This is a genomic window from Archangium gephyra, from assembly GCF_042230915.1.
GTDB classification, from domain to species: domain Bacteria; phylum Myxococcota; class Myxococcia; order Myxococcales; family Myxococcaceae; genus Archangium; species Archangium gephyra_B.
The window spans coordinates 1,007,618-1,033,115 of the sequence record NZ_CP102578.1; the positions used below are offsets into that span (position 1 = coordinate 1,007,618).

At 70.9% G+C, this 25,498-nt stretch carries 23 protein-coding genes; 9 read left to right on the forward strand and 14 right to left on the reverse strand.

What is annotated here, in order from left to right; all coding sequences use genetic code 11:
• Positions 1-17 precede the first annotated feature (17 nt).
• A complete protein-coding gene (locus tag NR798_RS04200; RefSeq protein WP_375770102.1) occupies positions 18-1,208 on the reverse strand; it encodes a cysteine desulfurase-like protein in 1,191 nt (396 codons plus the stop codon).
• Between the two features lie 87 nt (positions 1,209-1,295).
• Here NR798_RS04200 and NR798_RS04205 point away from each other — a divergent pair, with 87 nt between their 5' ends.
• On the forward strand, positions 1,296-2,330 hold the full coding sequence (locus tag NR798_RS04205; protein WP_375770103.1) for a zinc-binding alcohol dehydrogenase family protein: 1,035 nt from the start codon (positions 1,296-1,298) through the stop codon (positions 2,328-2,330).
• A 256-nt stretch (positions 2,331-2,586) separates the two neighbouring features.
• Here the strand turns inward: NR798_RS04205 and NR798_RS04210 are convergent, their stop codons facing one another.
• Positions 2,587-3,114 carry a pyridoxamine 5'-phosphate oxidase family protein gene (locus tag NR798_RS04210; RefSeq protein WP_375770104.1) on the reverse strand — a complete coding sequence of 176 codons (528 nt, stop codon included), beginning with the start codon at positions 3,112-3,114 and terminating at the stop codon, positions 2,587-2,589.
• 396 nt (positions 3,115-3,510) lie between these two features.
• Between NR798_RS04210 and NR798_RS04215 the strand changes: the two genes are divergently transcribed.
• Positions 3,511-3,852: a hypothetical protein gene (locus NR798_RS04215; protein ID WP_375770105.1), complete on the forward strand. Its 342-nt coding sequence runs from the start codon at positions 3,511-3,513 to the stop codon at positions 3,850-3,852.
• Between the two features lie 4 nt (positions 3,853-3,856).
• Here NR798_RS04215 and NR798_RS04220 read toward each other — a convergent pair whose 3' ends face one another.
• Positions 3,857-5,758: a glycoside hydrolase family 15 protein gene (locus NR798_RS04220; RefSeq protein ID WP_375770106.1), complete on the reverse strand. Its 1,902-nt coding sequence runs from the start codon at positions 5,756-5,758 to the stop codon at positions 3,857-3,859.
• Positions 5,759-6,037: 279 nt separating this feature from the next.
• Here NR798_RS04220 and NR798_RS04225 point away from each other — a divergent pair, with 279 nt between their 5' ends.
• On the forward strand, positions 6,038-6,961 hold the full coding sequence (locus NR798_RS04225) for a hypothetical protein (protein WP_375770107.1): 924 nt from the start codon (positions 6,038-6,040) through the stop codon (positions 6,959-6,961).
• 57 nt (positions 6,962-7,018) lie between these two features.
• Here NR798_RS04225 and NR798_RS04230 read toward each other — a convergent pair whose 3' ends face one another.
• The 5 genes from NR798_RS04230 to NR798_RS04250 all read right to left on the reverse strand — a co-directional run bounded on the left by NR798_RS04230 (position 7,019) and on the right by NR798_RS04250 (position 11,363).
• Entirely contained in the window at positions 7,019-7,396 is a 378-nt protein-coding gene (locus NR798_RS04230; RefSeq protein WP_375770108.1) for a hypothetical protein, read from the reverse strand.
• Positions 7,397-7,613: 217 nt separating this feature from the next.
• Positions 7,614-8,297, reverse strand: a complete 684-nt coding sequence (locus NR798_RS04235; protein WP_375770109.1) for an amino acid ABC transporter ATP-binding protein — start codon at positions 8,295-8,297, stop codon at positions 7,614-7,616.
• Positions 8,294-9,844, reverse strand: coding sequence for an ABC transporter substrate-binding protein/permease (locus NR798_RS04240; RefSeq protein ID WP_375770110.1), 1,551 nt, complete (start codon positions 9,842-9,844; stop codon positions 8,294-8,296). The genes NR798_RS04235 and NR798_RS04240 overlap by 4 nt, the downstream gene beginning before the upstream one ends.
• A gap of 27 nt (positions 9,845-9,871) precedes the next feature.
• Positions 9,872-10,219: an STAS domain-containing protein gene (locus NR798_RS04245; RefSeq protein ID WP_375770111.1), complete on the reverse strand. Its 348-nt coding sequence runs from the start codon at positions 10,217-10,219 to the stop codon at positions 9,872-9,874.
• An 82-nt stretch (positions 10,220-10,301) separates the two neighbouring features.
• On the reverse strand, positions 10,302-11,363 hold the full coding sequence (locus NR798_RS04250; RefSeq protein WP_375770112.1) for a lysylphosphatidylglycerol synthase domain-containing protein: 1,062 nt from the start codon (positions 11,361-11,363) through the stop codon (positions 10,302-10,304).
• 259 nt (positions 11,364-11,622) lie between these two features.
• Here NR798_RS04250 and NR798_RS04255 point away from each other — a divergent pair, with 259 nt between their 5' ends.
• The gene (locus NR798_RS04255; RefSeq protein ID WP_375770113.1) at positions 11,623-12,120 is read left to right on the forward strand and encodes a hypothetical protein; all 498 of its coding nucleotides are present in this window, start codon (positions 11,623-11,625) and stop codon (positions 12,118-12,120) included.
• A gap of 6 nt (positions 12,121-12,126) precedes the next feature.
• On the opposite strand, the gene NR798_RS04260 is transcribed toward NR798_RS04255, so the two are convergent.
• Positions 12,127-12,948 (reverse strand): aldo/keto reductase, encoded by an 822-nt coding sequence (locus tag NR798_RS04260; RefSeq protein WP_375770114.1) that lies wholly within the window; start codon positions 12,946-12,948, stop codon positions 12,127-12,129.
• 84 nt (positions 12,949-13,032) lie between these two features.
• Here NR798_RS04260 and NR798_RS04265 point away from each other — a divergent pair, with 84 nt between their 5' ends.
• Both NR798_RS04265 and NR798_RS04270 read left to right on the forward strand, forming a co-directional pair.
• Entirely contained in the window at positions 13,033-14,187 is a 1,155-nt protein-coding gene (locus NR798_RS04265; RefSeq protein WP_375770115.1) for a hypothetical protein, read from the forward strand.
• A gap of 337 nt (positions 14,188-14,524) precedes the next feature.
• Positions 14,525-15,514: a zinc-dependent alcohol dehydrogenase family protein gene (locus NR798_RS04270; RefSeq protein WP_375770116.1), complete on the forward strand. Its 990-nt coding sequence runs from the start codon at positions 14,525-14,527 to the stop codon at positions 15,512-15,514.
• Position 15,515: 1 nt separating this feature from the next.
• Here the strand turns inward: NR798_RS04270 and NR798_RS04275 are convergent, their stop codons facing one another.
• The gene (locus tag NR798_RS04275; RefSeq protein ID WP_375770117.1) at positions 15,516-17,462 is read right to left on the reverse strand and encodes a lamin tail domain-containing protein; all 1,947 of its coding nucleotides are present in this window, start codon (positions 17,460-17,462) and stop codon (positions 15,516-15,518) included.
• A gap of 282 nt (positions 17,463-17,744) precedes the next feature.
• On the opposite strand from NR798_RS04275, the gene NR798_RS04280 reads away from it, so the two are divergent.
• Positions 17,745-18,338 (forward strand): DUF1360 domain-containing protein, encoded by a 594-nt coding sequence (locus NR798_RS04280; RefSeq protein WP_375770118.1) that lies wholly within the window; start codon positions 17,745-17,747, stop codon positions 18,336-18,338.
• A gap of 68 nt (positions 18,339-18,406) precedes the next feature.
• Here NR798_RS04280 and NR798_RS04285 read toward each other — a convergent pair whose 3' ends face one another.
• Positions 18,407-18,700, reverse strand: a complete 294-nt coding sequence (locus NR798_RS04285; RefSeq protein ID WP_375770119.1) for a hypothetical protein — start codon at positions 18,698-18,700, stop codon at positions 18,407-18,409.
• A 145-nt stretch (positions 18,701-18,845) separates the two neighbouring features.
• Here NR798_RS04285 and NR798_RS04290 point away from each other — a divergent pair, with 145 nt between their 5' ends.
• Positions 18,846-20,039: a lipase family alpha/beta hydrolase gene (locus tag NR798_RS04290; protein ID WP_375770120.1), complete on the forward strand. Its 1,194-nt coding sequence runs from the start codon at positions 18,846-18,848 to the stop codon at positions 20,037-20,039.
• Between the two features lie 8 nt (positions 20,040-20,047).
• On the opposite strand, the gene NR798_RS04295 is transcribed toward NR798_RS04290, so the two are convergent.
• The 3 genes from NR798_RS04295 to NR798_RS04305 form a co-directional block, all read right to left on the reverse strand.
• Positions 20,048-21,388 (reverse strand): hypothetical protein, encoded by a 1,341-nt coding sequence (locus tag NR798_RS04295; RefSeq protein ID WP_375770121.1) that lies wholly within the window; start codon positions 21,386-21,388, stop codon positions 20,048-20,050.
• Positions 21,385-23,625, reverse strand: a complete 2,241-nt coding sequence (locus NR798_RS04300; RefSeq protein WP_375770122.1) for a hypothetical protein — start codon at positions 23,623-23,625, stop codon at positions 21,385-21,387. The genes NR798_RS04295 and NR798_RS04300 overlap by 4 nt, the downstream gene beginning before the upstream one ends.
• Before the next feature lie 103 nt (positions 23,626-23,728).
• Positions 23,729-24,631 (reverse strand): DUF72 domain-containing protein, encoded by a 903-nt coding sequence (locus tag NR798_RS04305; protein WP_375770123.1) that lies wholly within the window; start codon positions 24,629-24,631, stop codon positions 23,729-23,731.
• A 298-nt stretch (positions 24,632-24,929) separates the two neighbouring features.
• Here NR798_RS04305 and NR798_RS04310 point away from each other — a divergent pair, with 298 nt between their 5' ends.
• On the forward strand, positions 24,930-25,262 hold the full coding sequence (locus NR798_RS04310; protein ID WP_375770124.1) for an HPF/RaiA family ribosome-associated protein: 333 nt from the start codon (positions 24,930-24,932) through the stop codon (positions 25,260-25,262).
• Positions 25,263-25,498: the final 236 nt, after the last annotated feature.

Below are 25,498 nucleotides of genomic sequence, written 5' to 3' on the forward strand. Positions count from 1 at the left end.
CTCCGCTGGGAATGTGCTCAGGGTAGCGAGTCCAGGCCGGCGAGGAGCCGGTCCACCTCGGCGAGCGTGTTGTAGTGCAGCAGCGAGACGCGCACCGCGCCCTCGGGCATGAGGCCCAGCGCCTGCATGGACAGGGTGGCGTAGTAGTGGCCCGCGGCGACGCCGATGCCCTGACGGGCGAGGTGCTCGGCCACGGCGCGCGGTGGGACTCCCGGCACGTTGAAGCAGAAGGTGGCCACGCGGCCCTTGGGCTCGGGGATGCCGTAGAGGCGCACGCGCTTGTGCGCGCGCAGCCGCTCCAGCGCGGACTCCAGCAGCGGGCGCTCCAGGGACTCGATGCGGCGGAAGGCCTGCTCCAGCCCCGCGCGTCCGGACTGCCCGCCACCGAGCACCTCGCGCACGTAGCGCAGCGTGCCCAGCCAGCCGGCGAGGCCCTCGTGGTTGGCGGTGCCAGGCTCGAACTTCTGCGGGCTGTCCTCGGGGACGAACCACAGCTTGTCCGCGGGCAGCCGGGGCAGCAGCTCCTGGCGCACGTAGAGGCAGCCCATGTGCGGGCCGAAGACCTTGTAGGGCGAGAAGACGGCGAAGTCCGCGCCCCAGCCCTTCACGTCGGGCAGCTGGTGCGGGCTGGAGTGCACCGCGTCGACGATGAGCCAGGCGCCCACCGAATGGGCGAGCGTGGCGGCGGCGGTGACGTCTGGCGCGGTGCCCACCGAGTTGGCGGCGGCCGTCACCGCGACGAGCCGGGTGCGCGCGGTGAGCAGCGGGCGGAGATCCGCCGGCTCCAGCCGTCCCTCGGGCCAGCGGGCCTTCCACACCTTCACCACGGCGCCCTGGGCCTCCAGCCAGCGCCAGGGGCTGGCATTGGACTCGTGCTCGAGCTCCGAGATGACGACCTCGTCCCCGGGCTGGAAGATGCGGGAGAAGGCGCGCGAGAGCTGGAAGGTGAGCGCGGTGGCGCTGGTGCCGAGCATGACCTCCTCGGGGAGGCAGTTGAGGAACTCGGCGGTGGCGGCGCGGGCCTGGGCCTTCACCTCGGTGGCGCGCAGGGAGGCCGGGTAGGGCTGGCCCACGTTGCAGCTTCCCTGGGTGAGGAACTGGGAGATGGCGTCGATGGTGTGCGAAGGCACCTGGGCCCCGGCGGCGTTGTCGAGGTAGCTGAAACCCGATCGCAAGGCGGGGAAGTGCTCGGTGAAGGGGGAAGTCATGTGGCGCGCAGCATAGCCCCACGGGGGCCGGGCCGCTCGCCATGGCACTGGCAGCGGGCATGACGCACCGGTACGTTGCGCGGCCTCATGCGCGTCATCACCCAGCGGGCCTTTGGCGGAGTCGAGCAGTTGGTGGAGGAGGACTGGCCCCTGCCGGTGCCGGGCCCGGGCGAGGTGCGGGTGCGCATCCGGGCGGCCTCCTTCAACCCGGTGGATGTCCTCTTCCGGCGGGGAGGCTTTGGAGGCCAGCTGCCGCAGGTGCTGGGGAGGGATCTGTCGGGCGTGGTGGACGCGCTGGGCGAGGGCGTGACGGGGCTGGCGGTGGGGGAGGAGGTGCTCTGCTACCGGGCGGGGCAGGGCAGCAATGGCTCACACGCGGAGTACACGTGCGTGCCGGCGGTGCTGGTGGTGCCCAAGCCCAGGCGGCTGAGCTTCGCCGAGGCGGCCGCGCTGCCGGTGGTGGCGCTCACGGCCTGGCAGTGCGTCACGCGGGCCCGGGTGAAGCGCGGCGAGGCCGTCTTCGTCGCGGGAGGCGCGGGCGGCGTGGGGTCCATGGCGCTCCAGCTGTTGCGCCACTTCGGCGCCAGCCCCGTCCTCACCACGGCCGGGAGTGATGAGAGCGCCGAGTACCTGGTGAAGCACCTCGGTGTGGAGCCGGGATGCATCCTGCGCTACCGCGGGCGGACGCCGGAGCAGCTGTGCTCGGACGTGCTGGCGATGAATGGAGGGCAGCGGGTGCCGGTGGCCCTGGACTTCGTCGGGGGCACCATGAAGGAGCTGTGCTTCGCCGTGGCGGCGGTGGACGGGCGGGTGGTGTCCATCGTCGAGGAGCCGGCGGACTCGTCCTTCAACCTCTGGGACGAGACGCGCAGCCCACTCATCCTCCGCTCGCTGGAGTTCCACTTCATCCAGCTGGGAGCCCGGGCAAGGTACGCGCCGCGCGAGACGTGGAAGGTCTACCGCGAGCAGCTCGAATCGCTCTGCTGGTTCTTCGAGGAAGGCGCCCTGCGGCCGCCCGCGGTGCGCACCGTGGGCCCGCTCTCCGCGGCCACCGCCCGCGAGGCGCACCGGTTGCTCGAGGAGGGCCGTGTGCAGGGGAAGCTCGTCATGGAGTGCGGCTGACCGGTGCGCCCCTCGAGGAGAGGAATCGGGGCTGATGTCCCCTCTCCCCTCGGGAGAGGGTCAGGGTGAGGGTGCCTGTCCCTGTCCTTCAATCCGTGAACCAGAGTGGGGACACGGGTTCAACCCGCGTTTACCCGATACCCTCACCCCGTCCCTCTCCCGGAGGGAGAGGGGAAATGGCCGCGGGGAAATGGCCGCGGGGAAATGGCCGCGGGGAAATGGCCGCGGGGAAATGGCCGCGGAGACGTGAAGCGTCTCAGTGCATCGCGGCGCCGGACTCGTCGAGGTTCACCTTCTCGTTCTCGCCGGGGCGGTACGGCTCGCCGGTGAGCACGCCCTTCACGAAGCCCACGAGCTGCACCATGCGCTTGTTGGGCGTGTCCCAGAACTCGGCCTTGTTCACCGTGACGCACAGGAGCGCGAGCTCGGGGTCATCCAGGCCCTGGGGGAACCAGGCCTTGAGGGTGGGGTTCCACAGCTCGCGCGCCTTCTCCTTGTCGAGCACCAGCCGGGCCACGCCGCTCACCGACACGTACCGGTCCTTCGCCGTGTCCGCGTAGGAGAGGCTCACGTGGTGGTCGCGCTCCACCTCGTCCACCTTGGGCGAGTGCTCGCGGGTGAAGAACCACAGCTCCCCGTCGAAGTCCCGGTCGTGCGTCCACATGGGGCGGCTGCGCAGCGTTCCGTCCTCCTCCACCGTCGTCATCATCGCGACCTTGATGCCGTGGATGAGCTCGCCCAGGTGGACGAGGGGATCCTTCTTGTCCGTCTTCTTCGTGGTCATTCCTTGCCTCCCGTGTGCTCACGGTAAGCAGGGTGGCAGGGCCTGACAGGCGCGCGGGGATGCCGCCCTCTCGTCCTCACGCCAGGGGAGCCCGGGGGGCAGGTTGCACCAGACGCGCACCATGCGTACGCGGAGCGCCGTTTGTAGCCTCCCAGGCAACATCCGCGGGAAGACAGTCGCGGACCCGCGCTCCCAGAATTAACAGACTGTGAGAGTAGAGATGTTCACGCATGAGAGGTGTTGCCGGGGCGGCTATACGTGGAGTCTCAAATGCCTGTTTCTTCTCGTGCGGTCGCTTCTCTCTCTCTCCGCGTCGCTGTGCAGGCGGGCATCACTTCTGTAGGCTGCCTTTCTGTTCTTCGCGGCGTTGGCCGCAATTCCGGACAGGGGGGCTGTATGACTGGCATCCTGGGAATGGAGGGCCTGTCCACAGCGCAGGTGCAGGAAGAGCTGCGACGCGGTGGGCGGTTCGTCGTGTTTGAGTACTGCGTCTCGTGCCTCGTCACCACCATGCGGCGCTCCTCGGACGTCTACTTCGTGCGGGCCGGGCAGGGCACGTTCTGCTTGAGCCTCGGCTACACGCTGCTGTCGCTGTTGCTCGGCTGGTGGGGGATTCCCTGGGGTTTCATCTACACGCCGCTGTGCCTCTCCACGAACCTGCACGGCGGCAAGGACGTGACGGAGCTGGTGGTGGCCTCGCTGCTGGCGCCCCGGTACGACCCGAGCATCGGGTACTAGCGGCTCAGTGCGCGGACTCCCACGAGAAGTGGGACATGAACATGGAGCGCCGGCCGAGGTGGTAGGTGAGGGCGAAGTCCGCGTAGTCGTACGCGCCCGCCCTCGGCAGCTGGAAGCTGCGGCCCGCGGAGAGCTGTGCGCACGAGGCCACCAGGGCCATGTGCGTGAAGGCCTGCGGGAAGTTGCCCATGGCCTCGCCGGTGCCCGGCACCGCCTCCTCGGCGTAGAGGCCCACGTCGTTGGCCAGGCTCAGCAGGTAGCGCAACAGCTCCTCCGCCTCCTGCGTCCGGCCCGAGTGCACCAGCACGTCATGCAGCCAGAAGGAGCACAGCAGGAAGGTGCCCTCGCCGCCGCTCAGCCCGTCCGGCGCGTGGTAGCGGTAGAGCAGCCCGCCCTTCTCCAGCCGCTGGCGCACCGTCTCCACCGTGCGGCTCACCAGCGGGTGGGCCGAGGGGAGGAAGCCCAGCGCCGGCAGTTGCAGCACCGAGGCATCCGCCAGCTCCGAGCCCACCGACTGGGGGAACCACCCGGCGCGCGTGGCCTCCTTCAGCAGGTACTCGCGCACCGCCGCGCGCTCGCGCACCCAGCGGCCCACCGGGGCCGGCAGCCGGCGTGAGCGGGCGATGCGGATGGCCCGGTCCAGCGCCACCCAGCACAGCAGCTTCGAGTGCACGAAGTGCCGGGGCGTGTCGCGCACCTCCCAGAGGCCCTGGTCCGGCTGGCGCCAGCGCTCGCACACGCTGTCCACCAGCCCGCGCAGGAATTCCCATTGCCCCGGCGACATCCGCCGGCCCATCTTCGAGAAGAGCCACGCCCCCTCCAGCATCTCCCCGTAGACGTCGAGCTGCATCTGCTTCACCGCTCCGTTGCCGGTGCGCACGGGCCGCGAGCCCCGGTGGCCCTCCAGGTGTGGCAGCTCCACCTCCGGCAGCCGCCGGTGGCCGCGGATGCCGTACATGATTTGAACGTCCTCGGAGCGGCCCGCGCTGGTGCGCGCCAGCCAGTGCTCGAAGGCGAGCGTCTCCTCCTGGTAGCCCAGCAGCATGAGGGAGATGAGCGTGAGCGTGGTGTCGCGCAGCCAGGTGTAGCGGTAGTCCCAGTTGCGCACGCCGCCCGGCTCCTCGGGCAGGGACGTGGTGGGGGCCGCCACGATGGCGCCCGAGGGCGCGTACGTGAGCGCCTTGAGCACCAGCGCCGAGCGCCGCACCACGTGGGAGTACTCGCCCTCGTAGGCGCAGTGCGAAATCCACTCGCGCCAGAAGGACACCGTCTGCTCCAGCTGGCGGCGCATCACCGCGAGGTCCGGCATCTCCGCCGGGCCGCGCTCGACGAGCGAGGGCGTCCAGGCCGCCTCCACCCAGTCCTCGTCCCCGGCGCGCAGGTGCCAGTGCGCGCGCAGGGCATGCTCGTGCGCCGTCAGCGGGCGCGTGCCCGTCACCCAGAGCGCGTCGGCGCCGCCCACCAGCTCGGCCGTCCGGGGCGAGGTGAGGCGGATGCGCGGCACGAAGGCGCCGTACTCGAAGCGGGGCGCCACCACCACGCGCGCCTGCACCTCGCCGCCGAGGCAGCGCAGCCGCCGCAGCAGCGCGTGCCGCGTCCCCGCCCGGGGGCTCTGGGCGAGGGTGCTGCGCACGGGCATGCAGTCCGTCAGCTCCAGCACCCCGGTGGGCGTGGTGAAGGTGGTGACGAGCACGTTGGTGTCGTCGATGTAGCGGCGGGTGGACTGGCAGGGGCCCTCGGGGCTCACCCGGAAGGAGCCGCCCCTTCCCACGTCCAGGATGCGGCAGAACGCCGCGGGCGAGTCGAACCGGGGGAAGCAGGCCCAGTCGATGGAGCCATCCCGGCCCACCAGCGCGGCGGAGTGGCAGTCACCCAGCAAGGCGTAGTCGTCGATCCGCTGCCGCATTGCGTCTCCCGGGGCCACTCCAAGATAGGAGTCCTCCCCCGTCATTGAGTACGGGGCGAAGGGGTTGCAACCGTCCCTGGCGGGCAACCGGTGCGGGAGTTGCCCTGACTCCGGGCAGGGAGGCGGGCGCCGGCTGGGCGGCTGATGGGCCAGGACGACAGGTGGAGGGTGTGTCAGGTTTCCCGGACACCCGGCGTCCCGCGCTCCATGAAAGCTGAACAGCTCTTCCTTCCGACCCCCTGCGCCCCCGCTTCCCTCTGCTGGAGCGGTGACGGGCTCGTGGATTGGGTCTCCGGCGGCATCCGCTACGGGCTGGATGGAACGACCGTCGATTCGAACATCCGCTATGGCTACCGCTTCGACGCCGCGGTGGCGTCCCAGGACGGCCGGTACGCCGTCATCTACGAGAAGCGGGGCACCAAGGGAATCCTGCTGCGGGAGGGGAAGCAGGTGCGTGAGCTCAACCGCAGCTACTACCACGCGGAGGTCTACGAGTATCCCGTGGCCCTCCGGACGCTGCCGGGCGGCCGCACGCTCCTGGCCCACTGTCCCGAGGAGTATTGCTGCCTGGAGCTCGAGGACGCCGACACCGGGGAGCGGCTCACCCGGCGGGAGGGTGACTCCCCGGACGTCTTCCACTCGCGGCTCCAGTTCAGCCCCGATGGCCGCCAGTTGCTCAGCGCCGGGTGGATCTGGCACCCGGTGGATGCCGCGTCCGTCTTCGACGTGGCCCGCGCGCTCGAGCAGCCCGCGTCGCTGGACGAGCACCCTGTCTTCGAGCTGGGGGAGTCCTTCCTGGAGATCCACTCGGCGGCCTTCGGGGCCCGGGACACGGTCGTCCTGTATTGCTCCGGCGTGGATGGGGACGCGTTGCCCGCTGGGACGGCCTGGCCGGAGGGCGACGTGGGCCTCGGGGTGTACTCGCTCACCGAGCGCCGCTTCCTGTCCATGGTGCCGGTGGAGGAGGCCGTGGGGACCCTGATGGTGATGGGGGACCACGCGGTGGGCTTCTACGAGTACCCCAAGCTCTTCGAGCTCGCGACCGGCCGTGTCGTGGAGCGTTGGCGCGGGCTCGCCACGGGCTCGCAGTCGAGCAGCATCATCCGCCACCTGCCGCCGCAGCCGCCGCTCGCGCTGGACCCCGCGGGGCGCCGCTTCGCGGTGGGGACGGACAAGGGCATCGAGGTCGTCCACTTCAGGTGAGGAGGCCCGCCACCGTGTTCCCCCACGCGCGAGGAACACGGTGACGCCCTCTCGGGGCTACTGCCCCGGCTGCTCGAGCGGCACGCGGAGCACCACGGAGCCGTCGGACGCGTCCACGTAGACGAGCTCCTGCACGGGCATTCCGTCGCTGCCGGCCGACGTCACGGGCACCTCGTAGGCGACGATCGCCGGGCGGACGCCCCCGGGGCGCACGTAGGTGATGCCGAGGACGCCATCCTCATCCGCGACGCCCCCGGAGGAGGCGGCCGCCGCGGCGCGCGCCTCGTCCGGGCTCAGGCGCGGGCTGTCGAGGCGCGACTCGACGGTGGTGGGGCTCGGCTCGGGGGAAGACAGCTCCTCCTGGGGACCGCAGGCGGTAACGGCGAACGACAGGCCGGCGGTGGCCAGGACGCGGAACAGCGAGGGCGAGTTCATGAGGGTTGCTCCCATGCGGGAAGGGGGTGGACCCTCCAGGCGGGCTCGTCGCGCAGGGCCTGGAGGAGGGAGGCCGTGGCGAGCACCTCCGGAGTCAGCGCCTTCTTGCTGCTCGAAGGCGGCGGGAGGCTGCCTGGAACTCAAAGAGAATTCTAGTTTTTCTCGGATATCAAATCTGGGGCAAATTTCCAGTTATGCGGTTACTAAATTGCCGCAGTCAGTCATGGGCCTGGGCGAGCAGCCGGCGGGTGGCCTCATGCCGCGGCGCGTCCAGCACCTGGGCGGGAGGGCCCTGCTCCACGAGGTGGCCGTGGTCCAGCACGAGCACGGTCTCGGCGGCGCGTGCGAGCTGCACGTCGTGCGTCACGACGAGCTGTGTCATGCCCAGCGCGCCCACCCGGCGCAGCGTCTCCACCACCTCGCGGCGCAGCGAGGGATCCAACGCGCTCGTCGGCTCGTCGTACAGCAGCACCGCCGGCTCCATGGCCAGCGCCCGCGCGATGGCCACGCGCTGCCGCTGCCCACCGGAGAGCATCTCCGGCCACGCCTCCATCCGGTGTCCCAGTCCCAGCTCCTCCAGCAACTGGCGCGCGCGCGCCTCGGCCTCGGCCCGTGAGCGCCGGGCCACCAGCCGCTGCGCCAGCGTGCAGTTGCCCAGCACCGTCAGGTGGGGGAAGAGCTCGAAGGACTGGAACACCAGCCCCGCCTGGCCTCCCAGGTGGATGGAGCCCGCGTCCGGCCGCTCCAGGCCCACGATGCAGCGCAGCAGGGTGGACTTGCCCGAGCCGCTCGGCCCGAGGATGGCGGCCAGCCGGCCCGTCTCCAGCGTGAAGGACACCCCGTCCAGCGTGGCCGAGGCCGCGCCGGCGAAGCGCTTGCGCACGTCCTCGACGCGAATCACCGGGCCACCTCCTTCAGGTGCCGGCCGAGCCGCGCCTCCACCGTGCGCGCCAGGTGCGCGAAGGGCAGGCCGAGCAGCAGGTACATGGCGGCCACCACGAGGCCCAGGCCCAGGTGGTCCCTCATGGCGTTGGCCAGGTTGAGGTAGGTGCGCGTGAGCTCGGTGAGCGTCACCAGCGACACCAGGGAGCTGTCCTTGAGCAGCGCGATGAAGTCATTCGTCATGGGGGGCAGGGAGATGCGCACGGCCTGGGGCATCACCACGTGGCGCAGCGTCTGCCAGCGCGACAGGCCGAGCACCTTCGCCGCCTCGTGCTGGCCCGCGGGGACGCTGGCGAGGCCGGCCCGGTAGTTCTCCGCCTCGGCCGCCGCGTAGTTGAGCCCCAGCGTCAGCACGCCCGCGGTGAAGGGCTCGAGCCGCAAGCCCAGCTGCGGCAGCCCGAAGTACACCAGGGTGAGCTGCACGAGCAGGGGCGTGCCCCGCACCACCTCGATGTAGGCCGTGGCCAGCCAGCGCAGGGGGGCGGGGCCGTAGACGCGCGTGAGCGCGAGCACCCCGCCCGCGGCCACCGCCAGCGCCATGGACAGCAGCGACACCGCGAGCGTCATCACCGCCCCGCGGGCGAACAGCGACAGCGTGGCCGGGTAGCGCTCCGTCACGCGCTCGAGGAAGGGCGGCACCCGGCCCACCGCGGCCCGCCAGGCCTCGTACTGCTCCGGCACGCCCCGGGGGCTCGGGTCCGGGTCGCCCAGCAGCTCCGCCGTCTCGGCGTTCCACAGGCCCCACCGCTCGTAGATGCGCCGCAGCGTGCCGTCGCGCGCCAGCTCCTCCAGCGCCGTGTCCAGGGCCTCGCGCAGCGTGTCCTCGCCCTTGCGCACCGCCACCGCGTAGCGCACCTCGCCGAAGGTGCCCGGCACCACCTCCAGCTCCGGGACGATGGCGCCGTAGTAGCGGGTGATGGGCTCGTCCAGCAGCACCGCGTCCGTGCGGCCCAGCCGCAGGTCCGCGTAGATTTCATCCTGGCCGCCCTCGTACGTCTTCACCTGGGCGCCCTCGCGGCGGAGGATGCGCTCGGCGAGCGAGCCGGGCAGCGTCCCTACCTGCCGCTCCTTCACCTGGGCGAGCGAGTGGGGTGCATGGGCGTCTCCCCGGCGCACGGTGAGGCGCTCGGCGGCGGCGTAGTAGGGACGCGTCAGCGCGCAGACGCGCTTCTTCTCCTCGGCCACCTCAATCCCGTTGAGCGCCACGTCGAAGTCGCCGCGCGCCAGCAGCGCCAGCAGCGAGTCCCACGGGCCGAGCACCGGCCGCGCGCGCACTCCCAGCTTCGCGGCGAGCGCATCCGCCAGGTCCACCTCGAAACCGATGAGGCGGTTGGGGTCCATCGGGTCCTGGAAGACGTAGGGGGCACCGCCCTGCGCGTCCGCGCCCCACCACAGCTCGCCCCGGGCCCGCACGGCCGAGAGCCCCTGGGAGCCGGCGGAGGGCTCCTCCTGCGCGAAGGTGGGAAGGCAGACGAGGACGAGGCCGAGGAGCAGGGCTCTGGTCACGAGGCGCCGGAGTCTACCCCCTGGCGCTCAGTCGTCGAGGTCGCGGTCGCGCCACGCCATGTGGACGGCCGGGACGTGGCGGCTCACCCGGAGGGGCGTGAGGGTGCGCGGGTCGATGCGCAGGTACTGGAGGACGCGCGCCGGGTGGCCGGGCAGGCCTCGCGTCCGCAGGCGTATCTCCGGCCACAGGCTCAGCTCCCGGGCGAAGAGATCCAGGGCGAAGTCCTGGAAGGAGCTCACCTTGCTGAAGTCCACCAGCACCGGTTCCGCGCTCGCATGCCGCCGGAGGGTCTCCAGGGCACTGCGGGCCGCCCGGACATCGAAGACGCCTCGCAGCTCGATTCCACTCGCGGTGTCCAATGTTGTTTCCACCATGGATGGCCTCCTTTCATGGACATGCTTCACTGGAAATTGCGTGCCAACCGCTCCGCCCGGGAACCCAGGCCGCGGACGCAATTCATGCGTGCCCGCGCGCTGGGCCGTGCAGGCCTTGCGTCCTCGGAGGCTTCCTCTCCCGGGGGGCCTGGCGGGCGCCGGGGACAGGTGAGGGGGGATGCACCTTCCACACCAGGGGGGTGAGCGAGCCCAGCAGGACGAAGAGCACCTGCATGCCATGGGCGAGCAGCGCGATGGACATGGCGCGGGCCGTGGTGGTGCCGAATGCCCCGGCCGAGAGCGCGAAGACCCCATCCCTCACGCCGAACTGTCCCGGCACCAGGGCGCCCACCGCCATGGAGAGCAGGTGGAGCCCCTGGGCGACGAGCGCCTCCACGGCGGTGGTGTCGATGCCCACCGCCACCGCCAGCAGGCCGTACTGCACCACCTGCAGGGTGCGGCCGAGCAGGGTGGCCACGAGGGGCCGGGCCGGGGGCAGCGCGCCGTCGCGCAGGCCCGCGTGCATGCCCAGGCCCATGAGCAGCAGCACCAGCGCGTGCGCGCCGAGCGCCAGCGTCAGCCACGAGCGCCCCGTCAGCGCGTGCGCCGCGAAGGCACAGGGAATGGAGATGAGGCCGCCGGACACCAGCGAGGCCGCCTGCGAGGTGGCCGCCGCCGCCATGGCCGTGGCGCCTCCCGTGTACGGGCTGAGCAGGGCCGCCTTCGTCGCCTCGCCCGCGGCGCGCCCGGCGGGTGCCACGCTCGACACCGCCGCGCTGATGAGCTGCGCGCGCAGCATGCAGCGGAAGGGCACCTCGCGCGCCCGGCTTCCGTACGCCACCCAGGTGGCCACCGCGTCCAGGCTCAGCCGCGCCACCTCCAGCAGCAGCACCAGCGGCAGCCAGGGGGCCGCGCGCGACAGCACCCGTCCCAGCTCCTCGGCGCCCGCGTACTGCACGAGGAGCACGAGCAGGGCCACGCCCACCACCGCGAACGCCGGGCGCAGCACCGCCATCACCCGCGCTTCCACCCGCTTGCGCACCGCCGGGGGAATGAGCACCGCGGGCCTGCGCACCAGGGCGCTCCGGGGCAGCACCCCGGGGGGCGCACCCAGGCTCCACTCCTGCCGTTCGCCACCCACCATGCGCCCTCCCTCTCCACCCCGCGAGCAGTGGATGTCCGTAAAGGTGCGCAGTGCCCGGCTTCTTGGCGACCGCCCCCCGCGGACGCGCTCCGCTGGCTGGTGTCCGCGTTCGCGGGTGGACAGCACATGGGGACGCAAGTCGGAGGCGGAGGAACGGCCCCACCTGGGGGGGGAACGTGATAGGGGGCACCGCCCTGCCCGCGGCAAGTGCCCCGGGATGGAAGTGCGGGCCGCACCTGGCCCGAGGAGATGGACGGCGATGCTGCATACGGCGATGAACGAGTGGGCCCTCAAGGCGATCCAGCTGGAGACGGCGATGATGGCGCTGGACGAGGTGGGGCTGCCGGCGAACATGAAGGGCCTGCAGGAGACGGCGGAGAAGGCCATGCTGGCGCTGGTGCGCGGCTGGCTGGCGCAGAAGCCCAAGGCGGACGAGCGCACGTGGAAGGTGACGCCCGCGCAGGAGGGCGGCACGCCCAAGGACGAGGAGCTCGCCGACGTGGTGACCCACCTGAAGGAGGACGGGCTGGAGTGGCGCGTCTACCTGGCCACCAGCGACAAGGGCGAGACGGTGGAGACGGTGGTGGCGGAGGATCGGGCGTGGATGGCGGCCGGCGGTGAGTACTACCCGGGCCAGTGGGACGAGGAGGCGCAGCAGCTGGAGGTGGGCCGTGACGACGAGGAGGGCGAGCTGGGCACCGGCCTCGTCTTCACGCTCACGGGCGAGCTCGTCTACGAGCCCCAGTTCGAGACCTGAGCGCGGCTACAGGCCGAGGTACTCCACCATGCGGGCCCGGGTCTTCGCGTCGGGCAGGCGCCCGGTGCCCGCGCGCAGGTTGTCCTCGAGGTGGCGCGCGTTGCGGGTGGCCGGAATGGGGCAGGTGACGGCCGGGTGCCCGAGCAGGAACTTGAGGAAGTACTCCGCCCAGCTCTTGCAGTCGAAGTCGGCGGCCCAGGGCGGGAGCGCCTTGCCCTTCACCTTGCGGAAGAGGTCTCCGCTCTCGAAGGGCTGCATCACCAGGACGGCGGTGCCGTGCTCGGCGGCCGCGGGCAGCAGGCGCTGCTCGGCGTCGCGCCGGGCGATGGAGTAGGGCAGCTGCACGAAGTCCAGGGACTCCTCGCGGAGGAGCTTCTCCAGCTCGTCGAAGGCCCCGCGCTGGTAGTGGGTGACGCCGAGGTAGCGGATGCGCCCGGCGGCCTTCCACTCGCGCAGGGTGGGCAGGTGGGTGCGCCAGTCCACGAGGTTGTGCACCTGCATCAAGTCCAGCTGGCCGTGGCCCATCTTGCGCAGCGAGTCGCGCATCTGCTCGAGGCCCGCCTGGTGGCCGGTGGTCCACACCTTGGTGGCGAGGAAGGGGGTGCGCTCCTGGCCCAGCTCGCGCAGCAAGTCTCCCACCACCTGCTCTGCGCGGCCGTACATGGGGGAGGAGTCGATGACGCGGGCGCCGGCCGCGAGGAAGCGTTGGAGCACCTCCTTCTGGGATTGGCGCTCGGCGGGGGAGGGCCCCACGTCGAACGTCTGCCAGGTGCCGAGCCCGATGACGGGCAGCTTCTCGCCGCTCTTCGGAAGGGTGCGCGTCAGCATGGGGGAAAGGTAGCAGGTGACAGGTGGGCGAGGCCCCGGTGTTTCAGTCGTCGATAGCTCCCCATTTTCAAAAAGGGTCAGACGATGAAGCTCCAGGTCTCGGTGTGTGCGGGCGTCATGGCGGCGATGGTGTCGTTCCCGGCGGGCGCCGAGCAGCCGGCTTCCGAGCCGCCGGCGCACGAGGTGCACATCCCCTTCGGCCTCGCGGTGCTGCCCGGCATCGGCACCAACGGGTTCGAGAGTGGGCGGGTGGTGAACAACCTCTCGCTGGGGGTGCTGGCGACGCACGCGGGCCGGGTGGACGGGCTGGCCATGGCGATGGTGGGCAACTGGGTGGACCGGGAGATGCGCGGGGTGGAGTGGGCGATGGGGGCCAACTACGCGGGCCAGGTGCGGGGCGCGCAGCTGGCGGTGGGGCTCAACGTGGCGGGAGGCTCGCTGCGCGGCTGGCAGACGGCGGTGGGGGTGAACGTGGCGGCCGGGGAGCTGGTGGGGGCGCAGTTCGCCGCGGGCGTCAACGTGGCGGCGGGGAAGTCCTCGGGCCTGCAGGCGGCGGCGGGGCTCAACATCGCCCAGGAGCTGACGGGGGTGCAGTTGTCCTCGGGCCTCAACATCGCGAGCAACCTGCGGGGCGCCCAGTTCTCCCTGCTCAACGTGGGCGGTGACGTGAGTGGCGCGCAGGTGGGCCTGCTCAACGTGGGGCGGCGGGTGAAGGGCCTGCAGCTGGGCCTCATCAACGTGGCGAGCGAGGCGGACAGCTCCCTCGGCCTGTTGAGCTTCGTGGGCAACGGGCAGCAGCACGTGCAGGTGTGGGGCAGCGAGATGTCGATGACGAGCGTGGCGCTGAAGCTGGGAGGGCGGACCATGCACACGCTCTTCACGGTGGGCCTGCGGCCGGGCGGCGAGGGCCGGCAGCGCCTGTGGTCGGCGGGCCTGGGCATGGGAGGCCACATCCCGGTGGACCACTTCTTCGTCGACGTGGACGCGCTGGCCAGCTCGCTGCACACGGGCGGATTCATCGAGCCGACGGGGCACCTGCTGGGGCAGCTGCGGCTGGTGGCGGGCTGGCAGCCGTACAGACACTTCGCCGTGTTCGGCGGGCTGACGGCCAACTCGCTCGTGTCCTTCCGGGACGAGGAGGTGCAGGGCGTGGACCGCTTCAAGCTGGGGTATGTGTACGACTCGGAGCGCGTCCGGGTGCGGACGTGGCCGGGCCTCATCGCGGGCATCCAGATCTGAGCCCGTGCCTCCGCCCTCCCCACTCGCCCCCATTGCCCCCATCTCGCCCAATCTCCCCTCTCCCTTCGGGAGAGGGACGGGGTGAGGGTGCCCGGTCCCGTGCTCCCCACCGTGAGCGAGGAAGCGAGCCCCGGGTTGCATCCCAGAAACCCGGCCGGACGCTGCGGTAGGGGCTAGCCGCTAGGGAGATCGTCCCCAGGTTCCAGATGCGTGCCCGGCACGGGACGATCAGTTGGTGTCCGGTGCGGGACGGGGTGGGTACCGGATGGTGGGTGTGGGGCAGGCGAGCCCGTGCCGGACGCGCTCCTCTTCATGAGCCCAGGGTGAGAAGGTCCCCATGCGTGCCATGGTGCTGCATGCGCCGGGTCAGCCGTTGCGGCTGGAAGAGCGGCCCGTGCCGGAGCCAGGTCCCGAGCAACTGCTGTTGAAGGTCCACGCGTGCGCGGTGTGCCGGACGGACCTGCACGTCATGGACGGGGAGCTGACGCGGCCGAAGCTGCCGCTGGTGCTGGGGCACGAAATCATCGGCACGGTGGTGAAGGGGGGCGAGCGGGCGCGCAGCCTCGCGCCGGGCACGCGGGTGGGGGTGCCGTGGCTGGGGTGGAGTGACGGCACGTGCCGCTACTGCCTCACGGGCCGGGAGAACCTCTGCGACAACGCGCGCTTCACCGGCTATCAACTCGATGGCGGTTACGCCGGCTACACGGTGGCGGACCACCGCTTCTGCTTCCCCCTTCCCGGGGGCTATCCGCCGCTGCAGGCCGCGCCGCTGCTGTGCGCGGGACTCATCGGTTACCGCTGCCTGCGCATGACGGGGGACGCCGAGCGGCTGGGGCTGTATGGCTTTGGTGCGGCGGCGCACGTCCTCATCCAGGTGGCGCGGTACGAGGGGCGGCGGGTGTTCGCCTTCACGCGGCGGGGAGACGTGGCCGCGCAGGACTTCGCGCTGCAACTGGGGGCCGAGTGGGTGGGGGACTCGGACGTGCTGCCGCCGGAGCCGTTGGACGCGGCCATCCTCTTCGCGCCGGTGGGGAGCCTGGTGCCGGTGGCGCTGGCCGCGGTGGTGAAGGGGGGCACGGTGGTGTGCGGGGGCATCCACATGAGTGACATCCCCGCCTTCCCGTACTCGCTGCTGTGGGGCGAGCGCAGCGTGCGCTCGGTGGCGAACCTCACGCGGCAGGACGGGCTGGACTTCCTCGCGCTGGCGCCGCGGGTGCCGGTGCACACGGAGGTGCAACCCTTCCCGCTGGAGGCCGCCAACGAGGCGCTGGCGGCGCTGCGGGAAGGGCGGGTGCGAGGCGCGGCGGTGCTGGACCTGGGGGCCTGAGTCAGAAGGCGCTTCCGTCCACGCGCTCACCGGGCGACGCGCTCAGCGGCGAGAGGCTCGTGTGGAGCACGAAGCCGCCCGTGGCGCTCGCGTCGGGGCTGCGGTTCATCGACACGCCATCCTGGCTGGCCAGGGTGCTCGTGTAGCTGTACGTGCCGATGGTCGTCTTCGTGGCGTTCTTCACCGTCACCGTGTCGCTGCTGTTGTTGAGGCTGAGCGTGCCGGTGGAGGCCACCACGGCGTTGGGCGTCCCCGAGGGGATGCCAGCCGCCCCGCCGAACACGACGATGGACCTGCCCGCGCCGAGCATCGTCCCCGCGGCGAAGGTATGGCGCACCGAGGTGGCATCCGAGAGCGTCCACCCACTGAGGTCGATGGCCGTGCCGCCCACGTTCACCAGCTCCACGAACTCGCCGTCGGTGTTGCTGCCGGGCTCGTTGGCGAGCATCTCGTTGAGGATGACCTTGGCGGGGCTGGCGGTGGCGGTGAGGGTGAAGGTGCCGTCGCTCATGTCCGAGGCCGAGCCGAAGGCATCCGTCGCGCGCACCCGCGCCGCCGTGCTGGCCGAGTTGGGCACCGTCCACGTGTAGCTGCCCGTGGAGGCGGCCACGCTGCTGGCGATGACCTGCCACGTGCCGCCGTTGTTGAGCGTGTACTCGAGCTTCACGTTGGAGATGTCCTGGGCCGTCCAGGTGATGGCGTGGGCGGTGCCGCCGGCCCAGCTCTCGCCGCCGTTGGGGCTGGTGAGGGTGAGGCCCGGCGCGGGCGTGCGCGCGGAGGCGCTGGCCGGCGAGGACTCGTTGCCCGCCGCGTCCACGGCCGTCACCTGGTACGCGTAGGTGACGCCCGCCGTGAGGCCCAGGTCCGCGAAGCCGGTGCTGGTGGACGTCCCCGCCAGCGTGGAGGTGCCGCCATTGGTGCTGCGGTACACCCGGTAACCCGTCACCCCCACGTTGTCGGTGGAGGCATTCCACGACAGGGAGATCTCCGTCGAGGAGATGGCGCTGGCCACCAGCGCGCCAGGCACGGAGGGGGGCAGGGTGTCCGGACCCGTGGTGCCGCCCTTGGAGACATAGGAGACGCTCCGGGTCCCCTGCGTCACCACGAAGGTGTCACCCGTCGAGGAGCTCAGCTGGATGTGGCCCAGCAGCCTGTTGGCGGCGGGGTCCTCGGTCTGCCAGACGTCCGAGTTGTGCGCGGCCAGCCGGTCCAGGCACTCGGGCGTCGGATGGCCGTAGGTGTTGTCCCGGCCCACGGAGATGAAGGACACCGTCGGGTTCGTCACATCCAGCAGCGCGTTGCCGGACGAGGTGCGCGAGCCGTGGTGGTGCACCTTGTACAGCTCGAGCTCCCCCACGTCGTTGAGGATGGTGGACTCGACGTCCGGGGTGCTGGTGAGGTCCCCGCCCACCAGCGCGTCGAAGGCGCCATAGGAGATCTTCACTGTCACGGACTTGGTGTTCTCGTCGGTGCTGGAGATGCCGTTGCCGTTGGCGGCCACCACGGTGAGCGTCACCTGGCCGCACAGCGAGAAGCTCTGCCCCCGGCGCACCGTGTTGCGCCGGCCGCTGAAGTGGCTGACGTAGTCGTCATACGCGCTCGAGTTGTACGTGCCGCCGTGGTCGTAGACGGCGTCGATGGAGACGGCGTCCGTGCCCACGTCCACCTCGTCGATGCCGCCCATGTGATCGGCATGCATGTGCGAGACGAAGGCCATGTCGATGTTCGTCACCCCCAGCGACTTGAGGTAGGCCTTGATGGTGGGGCCCGAGCCGGTGGGGCCGCCGTCGAACAGCGCCACGCAACCTCCCGGCGCGATGAGTACCGCCGAGTCGCCCTGGCCGATGTCCAGCGTGGTGAAGCGCAGGCCTTGCGACCAGGCCAGCGTGGGCAGCAGCAGGCTCAGCAGCAGCAGGGGACGGAGGAACGATAGCGGGCGGGTGAGCATGGGCTCGCCTCCAAGGGGGATGGGCTTGCCCCCTGGCTATCTCATTCCTTGAGAATTCATCAAGACGGTAAGTTTCAATATTTCTAGAATTCCGAGGCGGCGGAGGCGGTGGTTTCGCCTCGTAGACACCCCGAGTGGCCGGGAGGAGGGACCTGGGGTGTGGCTCCTGCCAGGAGGGCGGAGCGCTGCCTGTCAGGCCGTCCTTCGCTTGGGACGTGGGGGCGGGATGCGCAGCCTTGTTCCCGGGGACAGTGCCTGGCGGTGGACCCCGGGGAGACCTTGATGCTCACGCCCTTGCAGGAGAGACGCTTCTTCGCCGGCTACCGGGACGAGGAGATGCCGCTCGGCTCCTATGCGCTCCTGATGGGGGTGTATGGCGCCTCGCTGGCGGGCTTTCTCGGCTGGCGCCATGGGCGGGCGCTGCCGGCCCGGCTGACGCTGCGCGATGCCTTGCTGCTGGGGGTGGCCACGCACAAGCTCTCGCGCATCCTGGCCCGGGACTTCGTGACGAGTCCCCTGCGGGCGCCCTTCGTCCGCTACGAGGGAAAGCGCCCGGCCGCCGAGGTGAGTGAGTCCTCCCGCGGCCAGGGCCTGCGCCGGGCCCTCGGCGACCTGGTGTCCTGCACCTTCTGTCTGGGGCCGTGGGTGGCCGGGGCGCTCGTCTGCGCCCACGCGGTGCGCCCGCGCGAGACGCGGCTCGTGGCGTCCATCTTCGCCCTCACCACCACGTCCGACTTCCTCCACCGCGCCTACGAGTGGGTGGGCGAGGGGCTCAAGCGCACCCGCAGGCTCGCCCGGGCGGTGGAGGCGTCCGAGGGGCCGGTGTCGCCCTCGCCGTCCCAGCGCCCGCGTGAGTCCTGGGTGACGGTGCCCTGAGGCTCCCCGGGCCGCGGGGAGAGCCCGGGGTCCGAGCTACCCTTCTCCCGGGGGAGAGGGGAAGGGACTCACTTGGAGGGCTCCTCGTCCTTGCGCGCGGGCTCTCCGTGAGGGGGCGAGAGCCGCGCCACCTGCTGCTGGCTCTCGGTCCAGGAGTCCTCCGCGTCGTGGGCATGCACCTCCGCGGCGGCCGCGTCGTCCTGCTTGCTCGCCCAGGTGGTGTGGCCCCCGGCGTAACCCTCGAGCGGCCGCGGGCCCCGCTGGGACTCCACATCCAGATCCTTCGCCTCCAGCTCGCGCAACCGCTCCCGCTCTTGTTCACGCTCGCGCTGGTGCATCTTCTCCAAGGGGTCGTCCGCCATCTGGAATCTCCTTTGCCCGAAGGTGCGAACGGTGCACCCCGGCGTCAGCGGGCCATGGCGGGAGGAGGAGGGCTCGGGCGTCGGGTGGCCGGGCGGGGAAGCAGGAGCCTTGCGAGGGGGGGCCTTCCCCCGGAAGCTGCGCGCCATGAAGACATTCCACCGCTCGTTCCCGCTGCTGCTGGGTGTGTTGCTCGCCGGCTGCGGCGCCGCCCGCGTCAACGTGCCTCCGCCCACCGGAGACGAGGTCACGATCCTCGTGCCCGGCTACCGGGGCAGCTTCCTCGCCACGGAGGGCCCCGAGCCCGAGCGGGCCTGGCTCACGGTGGGACAGGCGCTCTCGCGGGGAGAGCGCACGCTCGCGCTGCCCTTTCCCGGCCAGCGTCCCGTGCCGAGCTATGGGCCCTTGCGGCCGGACGGGCCGATGACGCAGCTGTCGGCGTTCTTCGTGTCGGTGGATGCGTACCGCTCGTTCATGGAGTTCGGGCGGGACCACCTGCCGGGCTTCGTTCCCTTCGCGTACGACTGGCGGCGGGACATCCGGGAGAGCGCGGGGGAGCTGTGCGCGCGCATCGAGCAACTGGTGGCGGAAGGGGGAGGGAAGCGGAAGGTGAACATCGTGGCGCACAGCATGGGCGGGCTGGTGACGATGCACTGCCTGCTGCACGGTGGGGCGCGGGCGGGTGAGCGGCCGTGGGCGGGGGCCGAGCACGTGAAGCGGGTGGTCATCATCGGCACGCCGTTCACGGGAGGCCCGGGCATCTTCGATGACCTGCTGGTGGGGACCGAGACGCTGCGCAACCGGGCCCTGCTGGCGCCCGAGGCGCTGTTCACCTTCGCCTCCGCCTTCCAACTGCTGTCCACGCGCAGCGACTTCTTCGTGGATGCCGAGGGCAGGCCCGTCGAGCTGGATGCCTTTGACGCGGCCGTCTGGTTGAAGCAGGGCTGGGGTCCCTTCGCGGACGAGGCGCTGCGCGAGGACGAGGCCTACCGGGCGCAGCTCGTGCGGATGCTGGAGGCGCACCGGGAGCTGCACGAGGCGCTCGGGCCGAAGCCGGGGCTGCCGACGGCGCCGTTCGAGACGCTCGTGGTGGTGGGCACGGGGCGGCCGACGGTGAGCGGCATGCGGATGGTGGAGGGGAAGGTGGATGTGGAGCACCCGGCGCGAGCGGATGGGGATGGGGCCGTGCTGTCGGCGCGGGCGGTGCCGGTGCTGCCCACGCCGTATCAGCGCGTGGACAGTGCCGCCGAGCACGTGGCGCTCATGTCCGACCGCGAGGTGCTCCACGCCGTGGAGCGCTTCCTGCGAGGCGAGCAGGTGGGGCCGGCGCGGCAGCCGTGAAGTGACGTTCAGCCCCGGTGCCGCTCTGCGACGCGGTAGAGCTGGGTGAGAGAGGAGTCCAGGAGGGACTGGCGCGAGCGCATGTAGCGCCACGCACGGACGAAGGGCAACCAGACGCGGTTGCCCACGAGGACCTGCGACTCCTCGAGCTTCTGGCGGGGAATCCACTGGCCGCCCAGGTTGCGCACCAGCACCTGGCCCAGGTACGCGCCGATGGGGGGCACCGCGTGCGTGTCGATGCGGTGGCGCTCGAAGACCGTCGGGAAGTCCTCATGCCAGAACTGGTAGTCGACGTCGGTGAGGGACTCGGGCGTCTCGCCGAAGACGGAGGGCACCTTCGAGTGCAGCAGCGCCACGAGGTGCTCGGCGAGGTCTCCGTAATGATCACGGACACGCTCGGAGTCCTCCACGTCGGAGGGCAGGGCGGCGCTGGCGGGGAGCCACTCCTCGGGCTCGGGTGGCTGGTACGTGTTGAGCTCGGCGATCTTGCGCTGGCGCTCGTGAATGGCGCAGTCGTCCACCACGCGTGAGAGGAGGGATGCCACGTCCGGGTGGAAGCGGGGCTCGACGGGCGCGAGGGCGGCGCTGCGCTCGCGCAGGGTTCGCAGCAGGGTGGAGAAGTCGAGATCCGGCCGGAGGTGGGCGTGGGCGCGGGCCTGGACGAGGCGGGACTCGTCGCTGGCGAAGCCCGCGGCGGTGGGCCAGAGCACCAGGAGGACGGAGCCGTTGGGCAGTTCCTCCACCCGCCACGCGGGCGTGGACAGCATGCGCTCGCGGCCCACGGCTTCCACCAGCTGGGGGCCGAAGACGTTGAGCCAGAACACCTCGTAGATTTTGTCGAAGCCGTCCCTTCGCGAAGCCTTCTCCTCCCGGCCGAAGTCGGGAGCGCCCGCCAACGCCTCATCCGCGCTGCTGTGGGCCGAGGCATGGGAGACGGGGTAGCGGGAGGCCCAGGCGCGAACCAGCTCCACGAATTGGCGGCAGCGCTCCGCCTCCGCGAAAAAGGAGAGCGGCTTCACCTCGATGGGGATGTTCAAGTGGGGAGAAACTGGCGGGAACCAGAGCCGCAGCGTCATGTCCAACGCGGGCCACTTCGTCCGGTAGAGCCCGATGTGGGTGTATCTTTCCTGGCGCTCCTCCTCCAGGGATCTCCAGATGGCGGCGCGGGAGTATCGGCGTCGACGCTTGCCCTCGACGACATCCGGCATCCACTCGCCGGCGTACTGCTCGAGCGCCTGGAGAAAGGGTTCCAACTCCCCCTCCAGTGGCACTTGCGGGTCGAAGGCACCTTCGAAGTCGAGCCGGAGGCCGTCCTCCGCCTTGAAGTCCCATAGCTTCAGCCGCTTCATCGGAACAACACCTCCACTCCCGGAACCGCCTTGCTGGCTTTGTTCACGGCTCTGCTCAATCCGGCTGCATCCCCGGGTTTGAGGGCGCCACCTTCATAGATGAGGCGGACCCTTGGGACTGGCACCTTGCTGCCCTCGCGGACAAGGGGCTGGAGGGAGGGGCGGCGGATGTCCAGCGTCCCGCCGTAGTACCGCAGGGCTTCGCTCGCGTCCGCAATCATCTGCGCCGTCAGGACCTTTTCATCCAGCATGCTGAGATCGCGGCTCTTGAAGCTGAACGTCTCCACGCGGGGCGGTGGGCCCGCGAGCGCACCCTCCTCGATGACGAGCACATCGGCGAAGCGCAGGCCGCTCTCCTGCGTCCTCACGCCCACGTACGTCTCGATTCGAGGCTGGTGGAAGTCCCCCAGGAATCGGCGCGCCGCACGAGGCCGTCTGGCGTCGGCGAGCAGTAGTTCCACCATGAGGCGTTCGAACGCCAGCCCCCGGGCGAACCACCCCCGCATCCGTTCGTAGCCCGCCCAGGCCAGGGGTGGTTTCACCGCCGCCCCCTGTCTCAGCTCCGCGACGCGCTCCCCGTAATAGGTGACGTACTCGCTCCATAGAGGATGGCCCTGGGCTTCGGGCGGAGGGGCGTCGAGGGAAGGGCGCTGCTTCTCCAGCACTGCCACGTCCCCAGACAGGCGCGGACCGGAGGACTCGAGCTCCACCCGCAGCAGCTTGGTTTCCACCACCTCCGGGGTGAGACCCGACTGCTCGTCCACCAGCGAGGACAGGCCCGCCGGATGCTTGCCTGCAGGGGCCTTCTTCGGAGTGGAACGTGCCATGTCGTCCGCGACAGTGGCCACCTCCCCGGGGCCCTTCCCCGCCCCTCTACTCGCCGCAGTGGGGCTCGCGCGTTCTGGTCTGGCCTGGGACAACCATGCTTGCGCCCTGGCCACATCCCCTCGTGCCTCATGCAGGGCGAGGGCGGCGTCCACGCCTCCCGCGGCCACGAAGCGGCCCGCCTCCCGGCTCGCGCGGATGTCCCGGGCCAGCGCACGCAAGCCGTCCACGCCCAGCCTCGACTCCAACTGCCGCGCCATCTCCTGGAGGGCGCGCATGCGGTGCCCGGACGGCTGGAGCCCTCGCGTTGCTCCCGTGCTGCCGCGGGCCTCGGAGAGGGCGCGCAGGCCCTTGCCACCCGCGTACAAGGCCACCAGCAGCGTCGCGGGTGCCAGCTCGCGCGTGGCCTGCTCGTACTGGCCCTGAGAGAGTGTGTACGCCCCGTGGCCTGTCCCGGTCACCAGGTGGTAGAAGCCCAGCGGCACGCCGAACGTCAGCGAGTCGAAGCTGCCCTCCACCACGTGGCCCGGGGAGAAGTGCCGCTGCACCAGGGCCCGCTCCACTTCATGCAGGGCCTGCTGGTAGGGCGGTGGTAGCTGCTCCCTCAACATGGACAGGGCCGTGTACCGGGCGTTCCCACTCGTCTCGCTGCTGGAGAGCGCGTCCCGGGCGGCGCGCCCCAGGCCGCGCAGCATGTCACTGGCCCGCTCGGCCCGGTCCGGGTACGCCGAGAGCGGCAAGCCCCGTGCAGCCAACTCCTCGCGCACGGCCGGCATGAGTCCCAACGTCTGCCCCACCTGCTTGTCCGCGGCCAGCAGCCGCAGCACTTCCCTCACTTCGTCGTCATGGGCCGAGTGCAGGACGAAGAGGGCGAACACCTCGGCATACGCGAGGCCGTACAGCTCGGTGGCGGTGAGGAGGAAGGCGACGCGCTTGCACTGTAACAAGGGCGCGGCCTCGTCGCGCACGGGCCCCAGGGCACCGAGCCGCACGGCGTCCCAGTCCGCCAATGCCGCCACCAGCCGGGGCATGTCCACCCGTTGCTGCACCTGAAGGAATTCCGCGGGGGAGCACCCCAACAAGGGCGCCAGCAGTTCCTCGTCCCGGGCGGACAGGTCGGGCCAGCCCGCTGGCAGGGCCACGCCCGCGCAAGACAGTGGGGCCGGCGCGGAGCCTTGCGCCACACCCTCCCAGGGTGACTCCTCCCTCGGAGCGGTGTCCGCTCGCTGCCCGGGGAAGCCGCCCGCGCCTCCCTCGGTCTCGGTTCGTGCCGGAGCAGTGGTGGCCCACCGAGGGGCGGAAGGCGCGCGTGAGTGGAGACCGAAGCCGCTCGTCAGACTTCCCGGCGGGGAGCCCGTGACGCAGCCTCCGAGCAGCACCAGCATGGCCAGGGTCCACGAGCGGGTGGACATGCCGCACCTCTCCAGCGCGCCTGGAGTTGGCGGCCGTTGTTTCCTGGACTACAGGGACACGCGGGCCTACGCGTCAAGCCTCCACGTAGGCAGGCCGCCCGAATCAAGGACTGGCGCCGGGCGCCTCGGGGGCCTCCGACTCCGGTGGCAGCACGTAGGGCTCCAGGGTGTCGCGGTACTCGCGCACCAGCGCCTCGGGCGCGTGCACCTTCCGGCCCGTGAGCATCGTCTGCAGCATCATCGCGTTGGCTATGCCCTTGCCCCGCACGTGGTTGTTGGTCACCACGTACACGTCGCTCACCCGCGGGTGCTCCGCTATCTGCTTCGTGCGCTCGGCCCAGGGCTTCAGCTCCCTGGCCGGGTACAGGTAGTCGTAGCGCTCCAGCGCGCTCGCCGTCTTGCGGAACCAGTTGTGGTAGTTGCGCCCGTGCACCCGCACGTAGCCCACCGACGACGTCACCTTCGCGCTCGGTCCAATCGAGTTCTGGAAGAGCGGCTGGTCGATGTTCACGAACCCCACGCCGCGCTCGGCCAGCTCCGCGAACACGTCCGGCACGTTCCACGACTCGTGCCGCACCTCCAGCACCAGCGGCCAGTCGGAGAACGTGGACACCAGCCCGTCCAGCCAGTCCCGGTTCTCCTCCGTGTTGCGGAACGACCAGGGGAACTGCATCAGCACCGCCCCCAGCTTCCCCGCCTCGTGGAGGGCATCCAACCCCTCGCGCGTCTGGCGCACGTCGTCGGCCGTCCACACCGCGTTCCGCTCGTGGGTGAAGCGCTTCCACAGCTTCGCGGTGAAGCGGAAGTCCCGGTTGAAGTCCGTGCGTTGCAGCCAGAGCTCCGCGTTGCGGCGGCTGATGGGCCCGTAGAAGCTGGTGTTCAGCTCCAGCGCGTCGAAGTACCCCGCCAGGAAGGCCAGTGGGTCGAACCCCTTGGGCTTCGGTTTCGGGTACACCACTCCCGCCCAGTCGTCGTAGCTCCACCCCGCGGGGCCGATGCGAATCACGCACACACCTCCGACGGAGGAGGATGGGGACGCTCCCGCCGCGCCGCAGCACACGCCCGCTCGGCCGCCCTCCCGGGTTGCCCCGGCGTGTAGCGCCTTCGACTCCAGGTATGCGTCCGAGGGCCTTCCGCAAAGGCTGCGCGCCCGCCGAGGGGTCTCCGCAAAGGCTGCATCCCCCCTCGGCGCCAACCCCCTGTATTCCCGTGGGCAGAGGCATTGGCGGGCGTTGGCGCTCCGTATGCAATGGAGAGTGGTCGTCACGACGGCTCCAACGGGGAGCCAATCACGAGGCACGAAGATGAAGCGAAACCTGCAGATCACCTTCCGTGGAATGAGCCCCAGCGATGCCCTCTCGGAGCACATCCGCGACAGCGCGGACAAGCTCGAGCAGTTCTTCGACGGCATCACCGGCTGCCACGTGGTGGTGGAAGAGCCGCACCGGCATCATCAGCAGGGCAAGCATTTCCACGTCCGCCTGGACCTGCACGTCCCCGGCAAGAACATCGTGGTCGACCGCGACCACGGCGAGAAGGTCTCGCACGAGGATGCCTACCAGGCCGTGAACGATGCCTTCGAGGCCGCCCGGCGTCAGCTGCAGCACTACGCCGAGGGTCTTCGCGCCCACCGTTGAAGTCCGTGAGGGGTGGCCCGGCAAGATGCCACCGCCCCGGACCTCTCCCTGAAGGAGGGGTCCCATGAGCGAGGGGGAGGGCTCCACCCGGAGCCTTCCCCCTTTTTTGGCTTCAGGGGTGTTCTTCGTCGGAGAGCGCCTGTAGGCCGCGCTGCCATCCAAGGCTACCTGTCAGAGAACGTCGGTGTGGCTCGTCTAGAGGACGGCGCCAGTGCGCCAGCATCCCCTACGCCTCC